Genomic DNA, 18,724 nt, shown 5'->3' on the forward strand with positions numbered 1-18,724 from the left:
CTATGTGTGAGCACACAAGGCGGATGCGAAACGATTTTTGTTGCCGAACGAACCGCAACGAAGGCCGCATTTGTTGACAGAGCCGCCCCACCTGCTATGGATCAACCCGCTTTTTGGATAGTTAGAACGACTATCTCCTTTCACCCGGAACAGACGGAAAAGCCATGATTTCTCGCGACAAACACGACCGGATGGCCAATGCAATCCGATTTCTTGCCATGGATGCTGTGGAGAAGGCCAATTCTGGCCATCCCGGCCTGCCGATGGGTGCAGCGGATGTCGCCACGGTCCTCTTTACCCGCTATCTGAAGTTCGACCCCAAGGCGCCGCTCTGGCCCGATCGTGACCGTTTCGTGCTGTCTGCCGGCCACGGCTCCATGCTGCTCTACTCGTGCCTGTATTTAACCGGCTACGAGGACATGACGATCGATGAGATCAAGCGCTTCCGCCAACTCGGCTCCAAGACCGCCGGCCACCCGGAATATGGTCATGCCACCGGAATCGAGACCACCACCGGCCCTCTCGGCCAGGGCATTGCCAATGCTGTCGGCATGGCGATTGCCGAGCGCAAGCTCGAAGAGGAATTCGGCTCAGACCTGCAGAGCCATTATACCTACGTCCTGTGCGGCGACGGCTGCCTGATGGAAGGCATCAGCCACGAGGCGATTGCGCTTGCCGGCCATCTGCGCCTGAACAAGCTCGTCCTCTTCTGGGACAACAACAACATCACCATCGACGGCGAAGTGGGCCTGTCCGATTCCACCAACCAGATCGAACGCTTCAAGGCGGTTCACTGGCACACGATCGAAATCGACGGTCACGATCCGGAAGCGATTGCCGCTGCCATCGAAGAAGCCCACAAGTCCGACCGTCCGACCTTCATCGCCGCCAAGACCACCATCGGCTTTGGCGCGCCGAACAAGGCCGGCACCCACAAGGTTCATGGCTCTCCACTGGGCGCAGAAGAAATTGCCGCAACCCGCAAGCACCTGAACTGGGAAGCGGAAGCCTTCGTCATTCCCGAAGACGTGCTCGACGCATGGCGTCTGGCGGGCCTGCGCTCCACCAAGACGCGCCAGGAATGGGAAGCCCGCCTGGAAGCGGTCGAAGGTGAGAAGAAGGCCGAGTTCAAGCGCCGTTTTGCCGGCGATCTGCCCGGCAACTTCGATAGCTCCATCGACGCCTTCAAGAAGAAGGTTGCCGCCAACAACCCGACGGTCGCCACCCGTAAGGCGTCCGAAGACACGCTCGAAGTCATCAATGGCGTTGTGCCGGAAACGCTGGGCGGTTCTGCCGACCTGACGCCGTCCAACAACACCAAGACCAGCCAGATGGTATCGATCACGCCGAGCGACTTCTCCGGTCGCTACATGCACTACGGCATTCGCGAACACGGCATGGCCGCTGCCATGAACGGTATCGCGCTGCACGGCGGTCTGATCCCCTACTCCGGCGGCTTCATGATCTTCTCAGACTATTGCCGTCCGTCGATCCGTCTTGCCGCTCTGATGGGCATCCGCGTCGTCCACGTTCTGACGCATGACTCGATCGGCGTTGGCGAAGACGGCCCAACCCACCAGCCGGTGGAGCAGGTTGCAGCGCTGCGCGCCATCCCGAACCTTCTGGTCTTCCGCCCGGCAGACGAGACGGAAACCGCGGAAGCCTGGCAGCTTGCCCTGCATGAGAAGCATCGCCCGTCCGCACTGGCGCTGACCCGTCAGAACCTGACGCCGGCCCGCAAGGATTACGAGGAAAAGAACCTTGTGGCCTACGGCGCTTACGAACTGGTTTCGGCAAGCGATGCCAAGGTCGCGATCTTCGCCTCCGGCTCGGAAGTCGAACTGGCGCTGAAGGCCGCTGCCACGCTGAAGGACAAGGGCATTTCCACCCGCGTCGTTTCGGTGCCCTGCTTCGAGCTGTTCAAGGAGCAGCCGGAAACCTACCGCCAGGCGATCATCGGCAACGCGCCGGTCAAGATCGCCGTCGAAGCAGCGGTTCGCCAGGGCTGGGATTACTTCATCGGCAATGACGGCGCTTTCGTCGGCATGCAGTCCTTTGGTGCGTCTGCGCCTGCCAAGGACCTGTTCAAGCATTTCGGCATCACCGCGGAAGCAGTCGTTGCCGCAGCCGAAGAAAAGCTTGGCTGATCCCATTGGCCGAAGGTCGGGTTGCTTTCAGCGCCATGAGCTTCGGCTGTCGACTGTCGCTAGGCGGTGAAGAGCCCCAAGCCTTTGCCGCTTCGCGTCCACGCCATTTCATCCAGACGTAAATTATTGATCGGGAGACTGTAAATGACTGTAAAAGTAGCCATTAACGGCTTCGGCCGCATCGGCCGCAACGTCCTTCGCGCCATCGTCGAATCCGGCCGCACCGACATTGAAGTCGTTGCCATCAACGACCTCGGCCCGGTCGAGACCAATGCGCATCTCTTGCGTTACGACTCCATCCACGGCAAGTTCCCCGCAGACGTAAAGGTCGAAGGCGACTCGATCATCGTTGGCGGCGGCAAGCCGATCAAGGTCACTGCCGTTCGCGATCCCGCAACGCTGCCGCATGGCGAACTCGGCGTCGACATCGCGCTGGAATGCACCGGCATCTTCACGGCCCGCGACAAGGCTGCCGCACACCTGACGGCTGGCGCAAAGCGCGTCATCGTTTCGGCTCCAGCTGACAATGCCGACCTGACGGTTGTCTTCGGCGTCAACCACGACCAGCTGACGAAGGATCACCTCGTCATCTCCAACGCCTCCTGCACCACCAACTGCCTGGTGCCGGTCGTCAAGGTTCTCGATGATCTGGTTGGCATCGACCACGGCTTCATGACCACGATCCACTCCTACACGGGCGACCAGCCAACGCTGGACACCATGCACAAGGATCTGTACCGCGCCCGCGCCGCAGCCCTCTCCATGATCCCGACCTCGACCGGTGCCGCCAAGGCCGTTGGTCTCGTCATGCCGCACCTCAAGGGCAAGCTGGACGGCACCTCGATCCGCGTTCCCACGCCAAACGTCTCGGTCGTCGACTTCAAGTTCGTCGCCAAGAAGGCAACCTCGGTCGCTGAAATCAACGAAGCCATCAAGTCTGCGTCGAACGGCGCGCTGAAGGGCGTTCTCGGCTACACCGACGAGCCGCTGGTCAGCCGTGACTTCAACCATGACAGCCACTCCTCGATTTTCGCCACCGACCAGACCAAGGTCATGGAAGGCAACTTCGTGCGCGTTCTGTCCTGGTACGACAACGAGTGGGGCTTCTCCAATCGTATGTCCGACACGGCCGTGGCTTTCGCCAAGACGATCTGATCCGGCTTTCAAAGCCAATCGACAGAACCGGTGGGAGCAATCCCGCCGGTTTTTGTTTTTGCGCCTGACGAAAAGGCCAGCATTGAATTCAAAGACCAGACTTATGGCCCCGCTACAACAGCAACCACAGGTAATCGAACCTCGGAAATCGCGGCTACTTGACCTTCCTTATGGTGCGAATAGATCCTTCTAAGTTGAGCAATCTATTTTCTAGTAATTTTATGGAATAGCGTTTCTTCATTCCCGTCGCCCCCTGGATCATCTTCAGCCATCGCCGCAATCGACAGGCCAAAGGAGAGATCATGTCGGGTTTGAAGGGGTACACCGCAATTGCTACAGCAACGCTTCTGTCGCTTTCCGTAGCGACGGGCGCGAGCGCATCCGATGCGCTGGTCAGCGCACAATGGGTGCAGGACAATTTGAAAAATCCCAAGGTGAAAATCTTCGAGGTCAGCGTCGATCCGGGCGTCTTCGAGCGCGGCCATATTCCAGGCGCGCAAAACCTCAACTGGCACACCGATCTCGTCGACCCCACAAGGCGCGATATCGCCAGCCGCGAAGCTTTCGAAAAGCTTCTGCGCCAGGCGGGCGTCGATAAGGACAGCACCATTATTCTCTACGGCGACAACAACAATTGGTTCGCGGCCTGGGGCGCCTGGGTGTTCGAAACCTATGGGCTTGGCGACCGGGTGAAGCTTCTGGATGGCGGACGAAAACTGTGGGAGGCGGAAGGCCTCCCGCTCGATACCGCGGCCATTGAAACCAAGGAAAGCAATATCGAGTTGCCGGATCGCGATCCAGCGATCCGTGCCCGCTTCTCGGACGTCGTGGCCGTGGCCGAAGGCAAGCACGATATCAAGCTCATCGATATCCGCTCCGCTGACGAATATAATGGCAAGATCTTCGCGCCCGACGGCGTGAAGGAACTGTCGGTCCGGGCCGGTCATATTCCAGGTGCCGTCAACGTGCCATGGGGCACCATCGTCAACAAGGATGGCACCTTCAAATCGGCCGACGAGATCAAGGCGATCTATGCCGAAAAGGGTATCGACGGGTCGAAGCCGGTCATCACCTACTGCCGCATTGGCGAACGCTCCAGCCACACATGGTTCGCGCTGAAGAAAATCCTCGGCTACGACGTCAAGAACTATGACGGCTCCTGGACCGAGTATGGCAATGCGGTCGGCGTGCCGGTGAAGAACCCGGCCGGCACCGTCTGGAACGGCAAGTAACACTCCAAACAGTTCCTCCCGGTCCGGTGGGTGCCTCGGCACCTGCCGGATGTCTTATCTGTGGTGGCCGCATGACCTTCCGGATCGCTCCGTTCATCTCTGTCGCCCTGCTCGTTCTGATCGGCATATGGGGCTGGTTCCTGTCGCTCGAAACCGGTGGACGCGCGCTGGCTTTCTCGCTGTTGGCGGGTGCCGCCTTCGGCATCGTTCTGCAACGCGGTCGCTTCTGCTTTCTGTGCAATTTTCGAGACCTCGTGGAAAAGCGCGAGGCTGGTGGCGTGATCGCCATTCTGCTGGCGCTCGCAGCCGGTACGGTCTTCTATCAGATCGTCATGGCGTCCTGGGCTCCGGTACCACAGCCCGGACGTTTGCCACCCGGCGCGCATATAGGCCCGGTCGGCTGGGTCCTGGCACTCGCCGCCACCGTCTTCGGCCTTGGTACTGCTCTCTCGGGCTCCTGCCTTTCGGCGCATTTCTACCGGCTCGGCGAAGGCGCCTTCGGCTCGCTGGTGGCGCTTAGCGGGGCCGCCATAGGCTTTCTGATTGGCTTCGCCAGCTGGAACAGCCTTTACACCGTTGCCGTCTATGACGACCCGCCGCTGTGGTTGCCGCACAGCCTTGGCTACACGGGGGCGCTGATCTTCAGCCTTACGCTGCTGGCCGGTCTCACGATAGCGTCACTCTGGTGGAGCAACGGGCGACTCCATCCGTCCGAGCGCGTCCGCCAGTCGCCATCGAGCGTCACCGCAATCTTCCAGCCCATCTTCAAGGATCGCTGGCCACCCGTCGTCACCGGCATCCTCATCGCCGCCATCAGCGCCTTCGCCTATTTTCGCGTGGCCCCACTCGGCGTGACGCAGGAATTGGGAAGCCTGGTGCGCACGGGCGGATTCTCTCTCGGCCTGGTACCGGAAACGCTCGCCGGTCTCGATACCGCCCGCGGCTGCATCAGCGCCATCAAGACCACCCTCCTCTCCCCCAACGGCCTCTTCGTCAGCGGCCTCATCCTGGCAAGCTTCGCCTGCGCACTTATCGCCGGTCAGTTCAAGCCCACTTGGCCGAACGGACGTGGCCTGACGCTGCGCTTCATCGGCGGCCTGCTGATGGGCTGGGGTGGCACGACAGCACTTGGCTGCACAGTGGGCGTGCTGCTCTCCGGCATCCACGCAGGTGCTGTGTCAGGCTGGGTGTTTCTGCTGTTTTGCGCGCTCGGCACGCTGGCGGGGCTGCGGCTCGTCCGAGCAATCACGCGCTGAGTATCAAGGAGGCCCTTCTCCCCTCCCTTCATCATTCCCGAAGGAGCCGGATGATGCCGGTGAGACGACATCTTTGCGCGCACCCGCCTTGCTCTGGTCCATTTTGCGACAGAACAATTGCAGACAAGATTCGGCACCAGCAGATGTGGCACTGCGCGTCGAATTCAAAAGTGCGGATGCAAAGGTTAGGGCATTGGAATCATTTTATCTCTTGCTGCTGGTTGCCACCGTCCTTGTTCTAGCAGCCGCCTTTTCAAGTCTGATTGCCTACCGCTTCGGCGCACCACTGCTGCTGCTCTTCCTGATGATCGGACTTGCCGCCGGCAAGGATGGGCTGGGCATCGAGTTCAGCAATAGCGCACTTGCCTACATGCTGGGCTCGCTTGTGCTGGCGGTCATCCTCTTCGATTCCGGCTTCAGCACGCCGTTGCAGACCTTCCGGCTGTCCTCCCGGCCTGCCATCACGCTTGCGACCCTGGGCGTGGTGCTGACCGCCGTGTTCTTCGCTGGGGCTGCTGCGCTGCTGCTTGGTTTCTCCTGGTTGGAAGGCCTGCTGCTTGGCTCCATCGTCGCTTCCACAGATGCGGCAGCCGTCTTCTTCCTCCTGCGCATCGGCGGCATTCACATCCGCGATCAAACGCGCTCGACGCTGGAAGTCGAATCCGGCACCAACGATCCGATGGCAATCTTTCTGACCATCGCGCTGGTGGAAGTTGTCAGTCGCGGCAAAGGGCTCGCGGGCTTTGACAGCGGCTTCCTGCTGATGTTCCTAGAAGAAATGGGACTGGGCCTCATCTTCGGCCTGCTGGGCGGTTTGATGATCGTCAACATCGTCAACCGCTTCACCATGGACCGCGGGCTTGCGCCCATCCTCGTTCTGGCCTTGGCCCTTCTCGTCTTTTCCTTTACCGGCGCGCTGAACGGCAGCGGCTTCCTCGCGGTCTATGTCGCCGGTATCGTCGCCGGCAACCGCAAGATTTTCGCCAAGGGTGCAATCCGTCGCTTCCATGAGGGCATGACATGGCTGGCGCAGATCATCATGTTCCTGATGCTCGGGCTGCTCGCCACCCCGTCACAGTTTCCGGCTATCATCATCCCCGCGATCCTGCTGGCGCTCTTCCTCATCTTCGTTGCAAGACCGCTTGCCGTGTGGCTAAGCCTCATGCCGTTCAACTACACCCAGCAGGAAACGAGCTTCGTTGCCTGGGTTGGTCTGCGCGGCGCAGTGTCCATTCTGCTGGCCATTCTTCCAGCGCTGGGCGGGCTCAACAATGCCGAGATCTATTTCAACGCAGCCTTCATCATCGTCCTGGTCTCGCTTCTGCTGCAAGGCTGGACCATCAAGCCCGTCGCCACCCGCCTCGGTCTCGTGGTGCCGCCACGCATGGGTGAGGTGGACAAGCTGGAAGTGGACCTGCCTGGCACGGCAACCCACGAACTGATCTCCTATCGCGTCGCCAAGGGCAGCGCGATCCTCCAGGGCGAGCGCATTCCGCGCTGGGCCATGCCGTCTCTCGTGGTGCGCGACGGCAAGTCGATCCGCTATCAATATGCCGGAAGGCTCAGGGAAAACGATCTCGTCTATCTCTTCGTCATCCCCAGTAATGCCAGGCTGCTCGACCGGCTCTTCGCCAGCGCCAAGCCCGTCACCACCGATGACGAGGACATCTTCGGCACCTTTGCCATCTCGCCGCAACGCCCGGCCAAGGAGCTCGACGCATCTTACGGCCCGGGGCTCATCACGGTGCAGGAGCAATCGCTCACCGTTGGCGAATTGATCGAATTTCGCCTCGGCGGAAAGGCGGAATATGCCGACCGGATCCGTCTCGGTTCGCTGATCCTGATCGTCCGAGATCTCGATGAAAACCATGCGATCTCCAGCATCGGTATTTCGCTGGAGCCGGTGGAGCCTGCCACCACGCTACCGATCTTCATCAGCCTGAAAGACATCATCCACCGCGCCCGCGAGCACCGCAGAGAGAAGCGGAAAGCAGCGCTGAACGCGAAGTGAAATTGCGTCAGCGTATCGTGACGAAAACGCCTTGCACCGCCGGTCAGGCATAGTATGGTCGCGCCCGAAGACATTGTTTCAAACACGTTTTACAGGATCGATCTATGCCCGCCTTCAAGACCCTTGACGACCTCACCGACATTTCCGGAAAGCGCGTTCTCGTTCGTGTCGATCTCAATGTCCCGGTTGCTGATGGCAAGGTGACGGACAAGACCCGCCTGGAGCGCGTGGCACCCACCATTCTGGAACTTTCTGACAAGGGCGCCAAGGTCATCCTGCTCGCCCATTTCGGCCGCCCCAAGGGTGAGCCAGTCGCCGACATGTCGCTTTCGCTCATCGCGCCTGCACTCGAAGAGGTTCTCGACCACGCAGTCCTGTTTGCCAGCGATTCCATCGGCCAGGCTGCGAGCGATGCGATCGCAAACATGAATGATGGCGATATCCTGCTTCTGGAAAACACCCGCTTCCACAAGGGTGAGGAAAAGAACGATCCGGCTTTCGTCACCGAGCTTGCCAAGAACGGCGATATCTTCGTCAACGATGCTTTCTCCGCTGCCCACCGCGCCCATGCGTCGACCGAAGGCCTTGCCCGTCATCTGCCGGCTTACGCAGGCCGCACCATGCAGGCGGAACTGGAAGCGCTGGAAAAGGGCCTCGGCGCCCCTGCCCGTCCGGTCGTTGCGATTGTCGGCGGCGCAAAGGTCTCCACCAAGATCGATCTTCTGATGAACCTCGTCAAAAAGGTCGATGCGCTCGTCATCGGCGGCGGCATGGCCAACACCTTCCTCGCCGCCCGCGGCACACAGGTCGGCAAGTCGCTCTGCGAGCATGATCTCGCCGAAACCGCAAAACAGATCATGATCGAGGCTGCCACTGCCGGCTGCGCCATCGTGCTTCCCGATGACGGCGTGGTTGCCCGCGAGTTCAAGGCCAATGCTGCCAATGAAGTCGTCGATATCAACGCCATTCCCGAAGACGCCATGGTGCTCGATGTCGGCCCGAAATCGGTCGAAGCCATCAAGGGCTGGATTTCGCGCGCTGAAACGCTGGTCTGGAACGGCCCGCTCGGCGCCTTCGAAATCGAACCCTTCGACACGGCAACCGTCGCGGCCGCGCGTCACGCCGCCGAATGCACCAAATCCGGCAAGCTCGTCTCCGTCGCAGGCGGCGGTGATACTGTCGCGGCACTGAACCACGCAGGTGTGGCAGAAGACTTCACCTACATCTCGACCGCCGGCGGCGCCTTCCTCGAATGGATGGAGGGCAAGGTTCTTCCGGGCGTTGCCATTCTGCAAGAGCAGAAGTAATTCACCTCTGCCAAGACACATCCGAATAAAACCGAACGACCGACGCCACCACCGGCGTCGGTCGTTTTATTTCGTGAGCACTCACTTCTATCGCCGGAACCAAACAGCGCATCAAGCGTCTTCTTCTTCGGCAATTTAGCACGCCGCACATGCTCGGAAACACATTCTCTGATCAAAACTATTTCAATCGTTTCAATATCTTAGCCTGCCATCTTTCTGCCTCTGTCTGGTACCTGAGTATGATCACGCATTTGGGAGAACTGGAAATGACTGAACGTCTTGAAGACATCGCCGCTAGAATGGTCTCGCATGGCAAAGGGCTGCTAGCCGCCGATGAATCGACCGGCACGATCAAGAAGCGCTTCGACACGATCGGTCTGGAATCGACCGAGACCAGCCGCCGCGATTATCGCGAAATGCTGTTCCGCACCGAGGAGGCAATGACCAAATGCATCTCCGGCGTCATTCTCTATGAGGAAACTCTCTTCCAGAAGGCAGCCGATGGCACACCCTTTGTCGACATCATCAAGGCGGCTGGCGCCATTCCCGGCATCAAGGTGGACAAGGGCGCAAAGCCGCAGGCATTCTTCCCTGGGGAGACCGTGACGGAAGGTCTCGATGGCCTGGCGGATCGCTTGAAGACGTATTACGAAGCGGGTGCGCGCTTTGCAAAATGGCGCGGCGTGATCGCGATCGGCGACGGACTTCCGACATGGGGTTCGATCAAGGCGAATGCACAGGCGCTCGCCCGCTACGCCGCTCTTTGCCAACAGGCCGGCATTGTTCCGATCGTCGAGCCGGAAGTGCTGATGGACGGCAAGCCCGGCACGCACAGCATCGACCGCTGCGCCGAGGTGACCGAGTGGGTGCTGCGCACCGTTTTCACCGACCTCTACGATGCCCGCGTCAATCTGGAAGGCATGATCCTGAAACCCAACATGGTCATCGACGGCAAGAATGCCCGCAAGGCCGGCGTTGAAGAAGTGGCCGAAAAGACGATAAAGGTGCTCAAAGCCACAGTACCAACCGCGGTTCCCGGCATCGCCTTCCTCTCCGGCGGTCAATCCTCGGAAGAAGCCACCGCCCACCTTTCGGCCATCAATGCAAGTCATGATCTGCCCTGGTCGGTGACCTTCTCTTACGGCCGTGCGCTGCAGGAAACGGCACTCCACGCCTGGGGCGGCAAAGCGGAAAACGTCGCCGCCGGGCAGCGCGCCTTCCGCCACCGCGCCGAAATGAATTCACTTGCAGCGCTGGGCAACTGGAAGCAGGAGCTCGAAAAGGCAGCCTGACGCCAGACCCGTGTGTTGAGACTTTACCGGAAAGCCGCTCCCCTTGGGCGGCTTTTTCTTTTTCAGGCGGCTCGCCGCACTCTTCAAATTCCCCACCGCCCGGCGCACAATGGCGCCACGACAGGCCCGTCACGGTCCCGACAGCAACCCGACTGTCGGGCAGATGACGTGGTGATCGATGGCGGTTTGCGGAAATGTCGACCACGTCGAACCTTGGAGAGAATGATGCTGGTACAGAAACTCAGGCTGCAGCGTGGCTGGTCGCAGGAGCAATTGGCAACCGTCAGCGGGCTCAGCGTGCGCACCATCCAGCGCATCGAACGCGGCCAATCTGCGAGCCTCGAAACGCTCGCAACGCTGGCATCCATCTTCGAGATCGACGTGTCGCAACTGACCGTGGAAAAGGAACCGGACATGCAAAGCCTTGCCGTCAACTCAAGAGAAGCCGAAGAAGCAATCGCTTTCGAGCGGGTGCGAAAGATCAAGAAATTTTACCTGCATGTCGCGCAATATGTCCTGGTCATCGCCATGCTGGTCGTCATCAACCTCGTCACCAGCCCCCATTACTTCTGGGCCATATGGCCCGCTCTCGGCTGGGGTGTTGCGCTTGCGCTCAACGGCATGACCACCTTCGACCTCGTGCCCTTCCTCAATGCGGCATGGGAGCGCAAGAAGGTCGAGGACTATCTCGGCCGCAAACTCTGATCATCTGAGCGCCCCTGCCGTTTCGTCGGGGCGACAGATTTCACGGGCGCAACAGCAGCACAAGCGTCCAGAGAACGAAGGCCACAACTGCGATCTTCCAGAAATCGGCGCGTCGCCTGAAACCCGCAAATCCGAGCGGGCGGATCAGCTGTATCCCCATGGCCAGAAGTAGCAAAAGGCCGATCGCCTTCGTCATCGCGCAACCTTTTGGCTCAATCGGGCAAGCATCGCGCCGCCATCTTTGCCATTGTCTTTGGGAACCGTCTGCAGCTTCTGCCGGTTCAACTGCAAATCTCTATTTAGGGGCTTGCCGCATTCGGGAGCCAAATGTCAAACTCATTCTACATCGTCACAGGGCCGACATTTTTATGCGCACCATGGCGGTACCTTATTCGCACCAGCTTGCACGTGATACCGTCAATAGCATCAGCATAAGAGTGATTTTATGAGCAGAAATATTCTACCCGTATTCGCTCTTCTCACCAGCACCCTCTTTCTCTTCCTTGGCAACGGCCTGCAGGGCCTGCTTCTGCCGGTGCGCGGCTCGGAGGAAGGCTACTCCAACGAAGTGCTCGGTTTCCTGGGCACCTCCTGGGCGGCGGGCTTCGTTATCGGTTGCTTCGTTGCACCGGCCATCGTGCGCCGTGCCGGTCACATCCGCGCCTTTGGCAGCTTCGTTGCGGTCATCTGCCTTACCGTTCTTCTGACGGGCCTGTTCATCGACGATGTCGCCTGGGTGGGCTTGCGCGTCTTGACCGGCTTCTGCACCGCCGGCACATCGATGATCATCGAAAGCTGGCTGAACGAGCGCGCCACCAATGAGAGCCGTGGCGCAATCTTCTCGCTCTATATCGCCATCACCCTGTTCGGCGTGGTCGCCGGACAGCTCGTCATCCCGTTTGGCCATGTGGGCAACACATCGCTCTTCATGATCTGCGCCATCATTTATTGCGTGGCGATCCTTCCCGCCATGCTCTCCAAGGCCGAGAGCCCGCAACCGCTGAAGAAGGTCAAGCTCGATCTGCCGGCGCTCTATCGCAATTCGCCGGTGTCTTTCGTCGGCATCCTGTTGGTGGGTATTGCCAATGGCGCCTATGGCACGCTCGCCGCCGTCTTCGGCGCGCGTGCCGGGCTTGATCCGACAACCATCGCCATCATGGTCAGCTCGACCATTTTTGTCGGCGCGCTTGCCCAGTTCCCGGCCGGCAAGCTCTCAGACCGGATCGACCGTCGCTACGTGCTGGCAGGCCTTTCGGCGCTCGCTGCCGTCGCAGGCCTTTCGGTTGCGACCATCCAGCCGGCGCATGTCTATGTGCTGATCGGCATGATTGCCGTCTATGGCGCGGCGGCAAACGCGCTTTACCCAATCGCGGTAGCGCATGCCAACGACTTTGCCTCGTCCGAAGACTTCGTCAAGGTCTCGGGCGGCCTGCTCCTGCTTTACGGCATCGGTACCATTATCGGCCCGACCCTTGGCGGCCCGATCATGACGTCCTACGGTCCTTACGCGCTGTTTCTGGTAACGGCGGTTTCGCATCTTCTGATTACGGCGTATTCTATCTTCCGCTCAAGGCAACGCGCCGCGCTCACCACCGAGCAGAAGGACAACTTCTCCACCATGTCGACAGCGCCTGCACCGCTGTTGACGCCGGAAAGCGCCTCGCTTGACCCCAGAGCACCGCAATATCCTGAAGACGAAGCAGATTTGCAGAAGGGAGCAGGAATATGAGTATCTTTGACGAGGATCTTCCGCAGAAGCAGAACACCACCCACATCGTCGGCGCCGATCTGACGCTGATCTCCGTGGATGAGCTGACCGCGCGCATCAATATCCTGACAGCTGAGATCGAACGGCTGGAAGCAGAGCGGGAGAAGAAGTCGGCCGGACGCAAGGCTGCGGAAAATCTGTTTCGCGCGAGATGAGATCGGTAACACCGAACAAACGTTACCCCTCGAGACAGTTTTTCATTTACCATTAACCAAATATTAAGCTTTCTGAGAGATTACTATACATGTTCAGTTCTGCTGAACCTCAGGCAGTTTCTCCTATCGGCGAATTGGTCTGATTTTTCTCCCTGTTTTACCTTGAGAGCCGCTTTTGCGGCTCTTTTTTTATCTTGTTGGAAAACCTGCAAAACTGTGGGTATTAACCTTTCTTTAATAATCAGCTTGCGCATTTGCGGTATTGGTATCATCCTGAAAATACAAAGGCCGGAACAATTTACCCGCTGACTCCGTTGCCTCACCGTATCATGCGTAAGCAGGGATTAAAGAAATGTCGGAACAGGTTTTGAATACCATCAGCTTCGCCGGCCGCGCTGCAGCCTCGAACCAGTTCAAGACTCTCTATGCCGAAGGCATGGGCCTGGTAGAAGAAACGGCAAGCTACCTCGATGGCTCCGGCCGCGCCGCTTCCAAGGTGCTGCCGCGGATGGCCTCGGTACTTTACGCCGCTGAATCCATGCGCCTCACCACCCGCCTGATGCAGATGGCATCTTGGCTGCTCCTGCAGCGCGCCGTCAACAATGGCGAGATGACCCGCGACCAGGTTCTCAACGAAAAGAATAAGGTTCGCCTCGACAACTTCAACGTGGATCGCAACGCGCCGGGCTGGAACGATCTGCCGGAATCCTTCCGCGACCTGGTCGAGCGTTCTCTGCGCCTGCAAAACCGTGTTGCACTTCTCGACCGCGAAATCTACCGCCCGTCGGAAGCAAAGGTTCCGGACAACGAGAACAGCGTTCAGGCACAGCTGAACCTGCTGCGCACTGCGTTCAACAGCAACTGATCGCGCTAACCCCGACGCATGATTTTGAAAAAGCAGGCTCAGGCCTGCTTTTTTGTTTTGGAGTCCCGCCACAGTGCACGGCGCATTTGATTTCCGAGCCTCGTGACGCAGATTAAGCGTATTGGAACGACGGCCAGATACTTTGTGATCAAAGGCGAAACCTCTCGGCTGTCATCCTCGGCCTTGAGCAGAGGATTCATTATTTTCAAGCGCTTGACGATAAGATAATGGATCCTCGCCTCAAGGGCGAAGATGACCAGGGGCGAGGTTAAGCCTCATTGCAACCTCGTGCGGAGGTGGACCTTCCCACCTCGTATGAAAAAGTTCGTGGCAGACAAATCGGTCGTGTCTTGTTCTGTGAGCCCGGCGCAGCGAAATCCCCGAAAGCGCTCCCCCCACAACAAAAAACCCCGGATCGCTCCGAGGTTCTTATGCAGTCCATGATCAAACGAATTAGAGGCCGAGGCCGCCGAAACGCTTGTTGAACTTGGAAACGCGACCGCCGCGGTCCATCAGCTGCTGGTTGCCACCGGTCCAGGCCGGGTGCGAGCTGGGATCGATTTCGAGGTTCATAACTGCGCCCTCGGAACCCCAGGTGGAGCGGGTTTCGTATTCGGTACCATCGGTCATGACAACTTTGATCATGTGATAGTCGGGATGGATTTCAGCCTTCATGACAATCTTCCTGCGTAAGTGGGTGCGGACCATTTGCCGCAATTGCGTCAACTGAGCCGATTCAATAAATGAAACCATGAGCCCTTCAGGCCATGGCTTCCCAATTTGATGCGGAGCCTATACATGAAGGGCGCCGAGATAACAAGTGCCTGCCGCTCACGGTAAGACACATATGAAGACGCGCAAAATGCGTTGCCGCACAGGGCTTTTATCCGCTGCGGTATGAAGGAGTGATGCACGTGGCAGACATTGAGGGACAGAAGCCCGCGGGACGCAGGACGTTGAAACCTCTGGCGAGCCTCTTTCCCTACCTCAAGCGCTATCGCGGCCTTGTCGCCGCCGCTCTGTGCGCGCTGGTCCTGTCCTCGGCCACCACGCTTGCCCTGCCGCTTGCCGTACGCCGCATCATCGACCACGGTTTTGAAGCCACCGACGGCGCGATGATCAACAACTATTTCGCCATGCTCTTGGCTATTGCCATCGTTCTCGCGCTCGCCAGCGCCATGCGCTATTATTATGTGATGATCATCGGCGAGCGCGTCGTGACCGATCTGCGCCGCGATGTCTTCGCGCATCTGACCTCGCTGTCGCAAGCCTTCTTCGATACCAACCATTCCGGCGAACTGACCTCGCGCCTGACCGCCGATACGGTGCAGATTCGCTCCGCCTTTGGCTCGTCCGCGTCCGTGGCGTTGCGCAACACGCTGCTCTGTCTCGGCGCGGTGGTAATGATGGTCTACACTAGCCCGAAGCTTGCGGGCCTCGCATTGCTTGCCATCCCCTTCATCGTCTTTCCGCTGATCGCGTTCGGCCGGTCGGTGCGCTCGCGCTCCAGAACCACGCAGGATACGTTGGCCGCCTCCTCCGCTTTCGCCTCGGAGACCATTTCCGCCAGCCGCACCATCCAGTCCTTCAATGCCGAGGCACTGGCAAACAGCCGCTACGATGGCGCAGTCGAGAAGGCCTATCAAGGCGCCCGCGCTGCCATAAGCGCTCGTGCCATTCTGACGGCCGTTGCCATCAGCCTGGTCTTCGGCAGCGTCGTCGCTATTCTCTGGTATGGCGCACACAGCGTTCTCAGCGGCACTATCTCGGGTGGCACGCTCAGCCAGTTCGTTCTCTACTCCGTCATTGCCGCAAGCTCGCTCGGTCAGCTCTCTGAAGTCTGGGGGGAACTGTCGCAGGCAGGAGGTGCAGCCGAACGCCTCTCCGAATTGCTGGCGGAAAAGTCACCGGTTGAAGAACCTGCAGCTCCCGTGTCGCTTCCCGTCCCGCCGCGGGGCGAAGCAAGTTTCGAGCATGTGGCCTTCCATTATCCGAAGGGTGCTGGCAAACCCATCCTCTCCGACCTGTCCTTTCACGTTGCAGCCGGCGAAACGGTGGCGATCGTCGGCCCGTCGGGTGCGGGCAAAAGCACCGTCTTCTCGCTCTTGATGCGCTTTTACGATCCGCAATCCGGCCGCATCACCATCGACGGCACCGATATCCGCTCCGTCACCTTGAAGGAGCTGCGCTCGAGGCTCGCCATCGTTCCGCAGGATGTCGCGATCTTTGCCTCTTCCATCCACGACAACATCGCCTTTGGCAGACCGGAGGCGACGCGCGATCAGGTCCGGGCTGCAGCGGTCGCCGCACAGGCCGATGGCTTCATCGCTAGACTGCCGGAAGGTTACGACACGGTCGCTGGCGAACGCGGCGTGACACTCTCCGGCGGCCAGCGCCAGCGCATTGCCATTGCCCGCGCCATCCTGCGCGATGCGCCGATCCTGCTGCTCGACGAAGCAACCTCGGCACTGGATGCCGAAAGCGAAACGCTGGTGCAGAGGGCGCTGGACGAGTTGATCGCCAAGCGCACCACCATCGTCATTGCCCATCGCCTTGCCACTGTGCTGAAGGCCGACCGCATTCTGGTAATGGATGAAGGTCGGATCATCGAGGAAGGCACCCATCAAAGTCTGATCCGCCAGGGTGGGCTCTACGCCAAGCTCGCGCGCCTGCAATTCAACACGGACGCCGACGACGCGGCTTGAACGCCGCAATCGCCCCCTGGGCGCAAAGACACCTGAATCGCGAAAAGATCAGCGCTCCGTCAGCTTCAACTCGATGCGGCGGTTTTGGGAACGCGCTTCCGGTGTCTCGCCTTCCGCCAGCGGCTGATACTCGCCAAAGCCGGCTGCGACCAAGCGATTGGCCGGCACGCCCTTGGAGATCAGGAACTTGACGACCGAAGTTGCGCGCGCAGACGACAGTTCCCAATTGTCCCGAAAGCGGCCAGAGCCCGACAGAGGCACATTGTCGGTGTGACCGTCTACGCGCAGAACCCAGTTGATCTCTGGTGGGATTTCCTTGGCAAGATCGATCAGGGCAGTGGCAAGCTTTGCCATCTCCACCTGGCCTTCCGGATTGAGATCCGTGCCGCCGGAGGGAAACAGGACTTCCGACTGGAAGACGAAGCGGTCGCCGACGATGCGGATGTTTTCGCGGTCGGAGAGAATTTCACGCAGACGTCCAAAGAAGTCGGAGCGATAGCGGTTCAATTCCTGCACACGTGCCGCTAGTGCCACATTAAGGCGGCGTCCGAGATCGGCAATCTTGACTTGCGAGGACGCGTCCTTGGCTTCCGAGGCCTGTAATGCTGCCTCGACCGAAGCGATCTGTGCTCTGAGTGCTGCGATCTGCTGGTTCAGCAGTTCGATCTGCGTCGAGGCTCTGGCACCGGCTTCGCGCGCATTCTCTAGCTCGCCAGTCAACTGACCGACACGCGCATTGGCAGCGGAGCTAGTCCCCGCACCTGCATCGAGAAGCGCCTGCAGGCGCGTCCGCTCATTCTCGGATTGCGCCAGCGTCGACTGCAGATTGGCAAGTGTGTCTTCGATATCCTGCTTGCTGCCCTTTTCCAGTGCCAGCAATTCGGTGAGTTCGGCGATCTGGTTGTTGAGGCGGGTCAAAACCTCATCCTTGCCGGAGATTTCCCGCGACAGCACGAACTGCGCCAGCACGAAGACCGTGAGCAGAAACATGATCGCCATAAGCAGCGTCGATAGCGCATCGACGAAGCCCGGCCAGTAATCGACGCCTTTGTCGCGGCGACGGTTGCGCGCAAGCGCCATGGCTACTCGCTCCCGTTATCGTGGGGAAGAGAACGCTTGGCGGAAGCCTTCTGATCAGCATCCATGCGTGCCGTCAGCCGATCGAGCGTGCGACGCAGCGCTTTGGATTCTTCCTGCTGCGCTTCGATCCAGTCGCGCAGCATCTGCTGCTCGCTGCGCATGTTCTTCACCAGCCCCTGAATGCCTTCGGCAAGGTTGTGCATGGCGGCAACCGAACGCTCGGTGCCAACCATGCCGTTTGCTGCGGCGGGCTTGCCATCGACGACAAGATCGACCCCGGTATCGGTGACAGAAGAAAGCCAGTTTTCCAACTGCGTATAGAAGCGGTTCTGCGCACGACCTGCCTGCAGATCGAGGAAGCCGAGGATGAGCGAGCCGGAAAGACCAAGCAGCGAAGACGAGAACGCCGTGCCCATGCCAGACAGCGGCGCGGTCAGGCCGGACTTGAGCGAGGAAAGAATATCGCTGCTGTCGCCAGAGCTTGGATCAAGCCCCTGAATGACACCGCTGATCGCGCCGATCGTGCCGATCAGGCCCCAGAATGTGCCAAGCAGACCGAGGAAGACCAGAAGGCCGATGAGATAGCGCGAAGTATCGCGTTGCTCGTCGAGACGCGTGGCAATGGAATCGAGAATGGAACGCTGGGTTACGGCAGACACGCGCACTTCACCGCGCTTGCCGATCAGCGCGCGCATGGGTGCCAAAAGCTTGGGCGAACGGCCCGCCTTGTCCACGCTGCCCGCAGCCTGGAAATTGTTAAACCACCGCACTTCCGGGCGCAGGCTGAAGATTTGCGTGAAAACGAGGATGATGCCGATGGCCAGAACGCCGAGAATGAAGCCGTTCAGCCCCGGATTGCTCATGAAGGCCGTTTGCGCCTGCCGAAACAGGATGGCGGCAATGAAGGCCACGATGATGAGGAAGATCATCATCGTCCATAGAAACGGCGTCGGGCTGGACAGCTTGTGGTGATAGTCTTTCGTCAGCGGTTTCTCGACGCCGACATCGAGCATTTCCGTATCCGCCATAGGGCCCGTTCCTCTGAT

At 59.6% G+C, this 18,724-nt stretch carries 16 protein-coding genes; 12 read left to right on the forward strand and 4 right to left on the reverse strand.

Features of this window, described 5'->3' with window-relative positions; all coding sequences use genetic code 11:
• The first annotated feature begins 164 nt into the window (after positions 1–164).
• From tkt to WKI41_RS09285, 8 genes are all read left to right on the forward strand, one after another.
• On the forward strand, positions 165–2,147 hold the full coding sequence (gene tkt, locus WKI41_RS09250) for a transketolase (protein ID WP_340193190.1): 1,983 nt from the start codon (positions 165–167) through the stop codon (positions 2,145–2,147).
• Positions 2,148–2,291: 144 nt separating this feature from the next.
• Complete coding sequence (gap, locus tag WKI41_RS09255; RefSeq protein WP_340193191.1) at positions 2,292–3,302, forward strand: type I glyceraldehyde-3-phosphate dehydrogenase; 1,011 nt, start codon at positions 2,292–2,294, stop codon at positions 3,300–3,302.
• 302 nt (positions 3,303–3,604) lie between these two features.
• Positions 3,605–4,534, forward strand: coding sequence for a sulfurtransferase (locus WKI41_RS09260; RefSeq protein ID WP_340193192.1), 930 nt, complete (start codon positions 3,605–3,607; stop codon positions 4,532–4,534).
• A 71-nt stretch (positions 4,535–4,605) separates the two neighbouring features.
• On the forward strand, positions 4,606–5,790 hold the full coding sequence (locus WKI41_RS09265) for a YeeE/YedE family protein (RefSeq protein WP_340193193.1): 1,185 nt from the start codon (positions 4,606–4,608) through the stop codon (positions 5,788–5,790).
• Between the two features lie 193 nt (positions 5,791–5,983).
• Positions 5,984–7,801, forward strand: a complete 1,818-nt coding sequence (locus WKI41_RS09270; protein WP_340193194.1) for a potassium/proton antiporter — start codon at positions 5,984–5,986, stop codon at positions 7,799–7,801.
• Positions 7,802–7,905: 104 nt separating this feature from the next.
• A complete protein-coding gene (locus tag WKI41_RS09275) occupies positions 7,906–9,108 on the forward strand; it encodes a phosphoglycerate kinase (protein WP_340193195.1) in 1,203 nt (400 codons plus the stop codon).
• 266 nt (positions 9,109–9,374) lie between these two features.
• Positions 9,375–10,400: a class I fructose-bisphosphate aldolase gene (locus WKI41_RS09280; protein ID WP_340193196.1), complete on the forward strand. Its 1,026-nt coding sequence runs from the start codon at positions 9,375–9,377 to the stop codon at positions 10,398–10,400.
• Between the two features lie 225 nt (positions 10,401–10,625).
• A complete protein-coding gene (locus WKI41_RS09285; RefSeq protein WP_340193197.1) occupies positions 10,626–11,105 on the forward strand; it encodes a 2TM domain-containing protein in 480 nt (159 codons plus the stop codon).
• Between the two features lie 40 nt (positions 11,106–11,145).
• Here WKI41_RS09285 and WKI41_RS09290 read toward each other — a convergent pair whose 3' ends face one another.
• Positions 11,146–11,301 carry a hypothetical protein gene (locus WKI41_RS09290; RefSeq protein WP_340193198.1) on the reverse strand — a complete coding sequence of 52 codons (156 nt, stop codon included), beginning with the start codon at positions 11,299–11,301 and terminating at the stop codon, positions 11,146–11,148.
• Positions 11,302–11,550: 249 nt separating this feature from the next.
• On the opposite strand from WKI41_RS09290, the gene WKI41_RS09295 reads away from it, so the two are divergent.
• From WKI41_RS09295 to WKI41_RS09305, 3 genes are all read left to right on the forward strand, one after another.
• The gene (locus WKI41_RS09295) at positions 11,551–12,834 is read left to right on the forward strand and encodes an MFS transporter (RefSeq protein ID WP_340193199.1); all 1,284 of its coding nucleotides are present in this window, start codon (positions 11,551–11,553) and stop codon (positions 12,832–12,834) included.
• Positions 12,831–13,028: a DUF1192 domain-containing protein gene (locus tag WKI41_RS09300; protein ID WP_340193200.1), complete on the forward strand. Its 198-nt coding sequence runs from the start codon at positions 12,831–12,833 to the stop codon at positions 13,026–13,028. The genes WKI41_RS09295 and WKI41_RS09300 overlap by 4 nt, the downstream gene beginning before the upstream one ends.
• A gap of 352 nt (positions 13,029–13,380) precedes the next feature.
• The gene (locus tag WKI41_RS09305) at positions 13,381–13,893 is read left to right on the forward strand and encodes a DUF1465 family protein (protein WP_062427920.1); all 513 of its coding nucleotides are present in this window, start codon (positions 13,381–13,383) and stop codon (positions 13,891–13,893) included.
• 453 nt (positions 13,894–14,346) lie between these two features.
• Here the strand turns inward: WKI41_RS09305 and rpmE are convergent, their stop codons facing one another.
• Positions 14,347–14,568 carry a 50S ribosomal protein L31 gene (gene rpmE / locus WKI41_RS09310; RefSeq protein WP_174064701.1) on the reverse strand — a complete coding sequence of 74 codons (222 nt, stop codon included), beginning with the start codon at positions 14,566–14,568 and terminating at the stop codon, positions 14,347–14,349.
• A 239-nt stretch (positions 14,569–14,807) separates the two neighbouring features.
• On the opposite strand from rpmE, the gene WKI41_RS09315 reads away from it, so the two are divergent.
• Entirely contained in the window at positions 14,808–16,598 is a 1,791-nt protein-coding gene (locus WKI41_RS09315) for an ABC transporter transmembrane domain-containing protein (RefSeq protein WP_340193201.1), read from the forward strand.
• Between the two features lie 48 nt (positions 16,599–16,646).
• Here WKI41_RS09315 and WKI41_RS09320 read toward each other — a convergent pair whose 3' ends face one another.
• Both WKI41_RS09320 and WKI41_RS09325 read right to left on the reverse strand, forming a co-directional pair.
• Positions 16,647–17,678 (reverse strand): peptidoglycan -binding protein, encoded by a 1,032-nt coding sequence (locus tag WKI41_RS09320; protein ID WP_340193202.1) that lies wholly within the window; start codon positions 17,676–17,678, stop codon positions 16,647–16,649.
• A gap of 2 nt (positions 17,679–17,680) precedes the next feature.
• A complete protein-coding gene (locus WKI41_RS09325) occupies positions 17,681–18,706 on the reverse strand; it encodes a flagellar motor protein MotA (RefSeq protein WP_340193203.1) in 1,026 nt (341 codons plus the stop codon).
• Positions 18,707–18,724: the final 18 nt, after the last annotated feature.

Source organism: Agrobacterium larrymoorei, assembly GCF_037722385.1.
Taxonomy (GTDB): Bacteria; Pseudomonadota; Alphaproteobacteria; order Rhizobiales; family Rhizobiaceae; genus Agrobacterium; species Agrobacterium larrymoorei_C.

Excerpts from the sequence above, each read along its gene's own strand:
- tkt (WP_340193190.1), top strand. The coding sequence starts at position 165 with ATGATTTCTCGCGACAAACACGACCGGATGGCCAATGCAATCCGATTT.
- gap (WP_340193191.1), top strand. The coding sequence starts at position 2,292 with ATGACTGTAAAAGTAGCCATTAACGGCTTCGGCCGCATCGGCCGCAAC.
- WKI41_RS09260 (WP_340193192.1), top strand. The coding sequence starts at position 3,605 with ATGTCGGGTTTGAAGGGGTACACCGCAATTGCTACAGCAACGCTTCTG.
- WKI41_RS09265 (WP_340193193.1), top strand. The coding sequence starts at position 4,606 with ATGACCTTCCGGATCGCTCCGTTCATCTCTGTCGCCCTGCTCGTTCTG.
- WKI41_RS09275 (WP_340193195.1), top strand. The coding sequence starts at position 7,906 with ATGCCCGCCTTCAAGACCCTTGACGACCTCACCGACATTTCCGGAAAG.
- WKI41_RS09280 (WP_340193196.1), top strand. The coding sequence starts at position 9,375 with ATGACTGAACGTCTTGAAGACATCGCCGCTAGAATGGTCTCGCATGGC.
- WKI41_RS09285 (WP_340193197.1), top strand. The coding sequence starts at position 10,626 with ATGCTGGTACAGAAACTCAGGCTGCAGCGTGGCTGGTCGCAGGAGCAA.
- WKI41_RS09290 (WP_340193198.1), bottom strand. The coding sequence starts at position 11,301 with ATGACGAAGGCGATCGGCCTTTTGCTACTTCTGGCCATGGGGATACAG.
- WKI41_RS09295 (WP_340193199.1), top strand. The coding sequence starts at position 11,551 with ATGAGCAGAAATATTCTACCCGTATTCGCTCTTCTCACCAGCACCCTC.
- WKI41_RS09300 (WP_340193200.1), top strand. The coding sequence starts at position 12,831 with ATGAGTATCTTTGACGAGGATCTTCCGCAGAAGCAGAACACCACCCAC.
- WKI41_RS09305 (WP_062427920.1), top strand. The coding sequence starts at position 13,381 with ATGTCGGAACAGGTTTTGAATACCATCAGCTTCGCCGGCCGCGCTGCA.
- rpmE (WP_174064701.1), bottom strand. The coding sequence starts at position 14,568 with ATGAAGGCTGAAATCCATCCCGACTATCACATGATCAAAGTTGTCATG.
- WKI41_RS09320 (WP_340193202.1), bottom strand. The coding sequence starts at position 17,678 with ATGGCGCTTGCGCGCAACCGTCGCCGCGACAAAGGCGTCGATTACTGG.
- WKI41_RS09325 (WP_340193203.1), bottom strand. The coding sequence starts at position 18,706 with ATGGCGGATACGGAAATGCTCGATGTCGGCGTCGAGAAACCGCTGACG.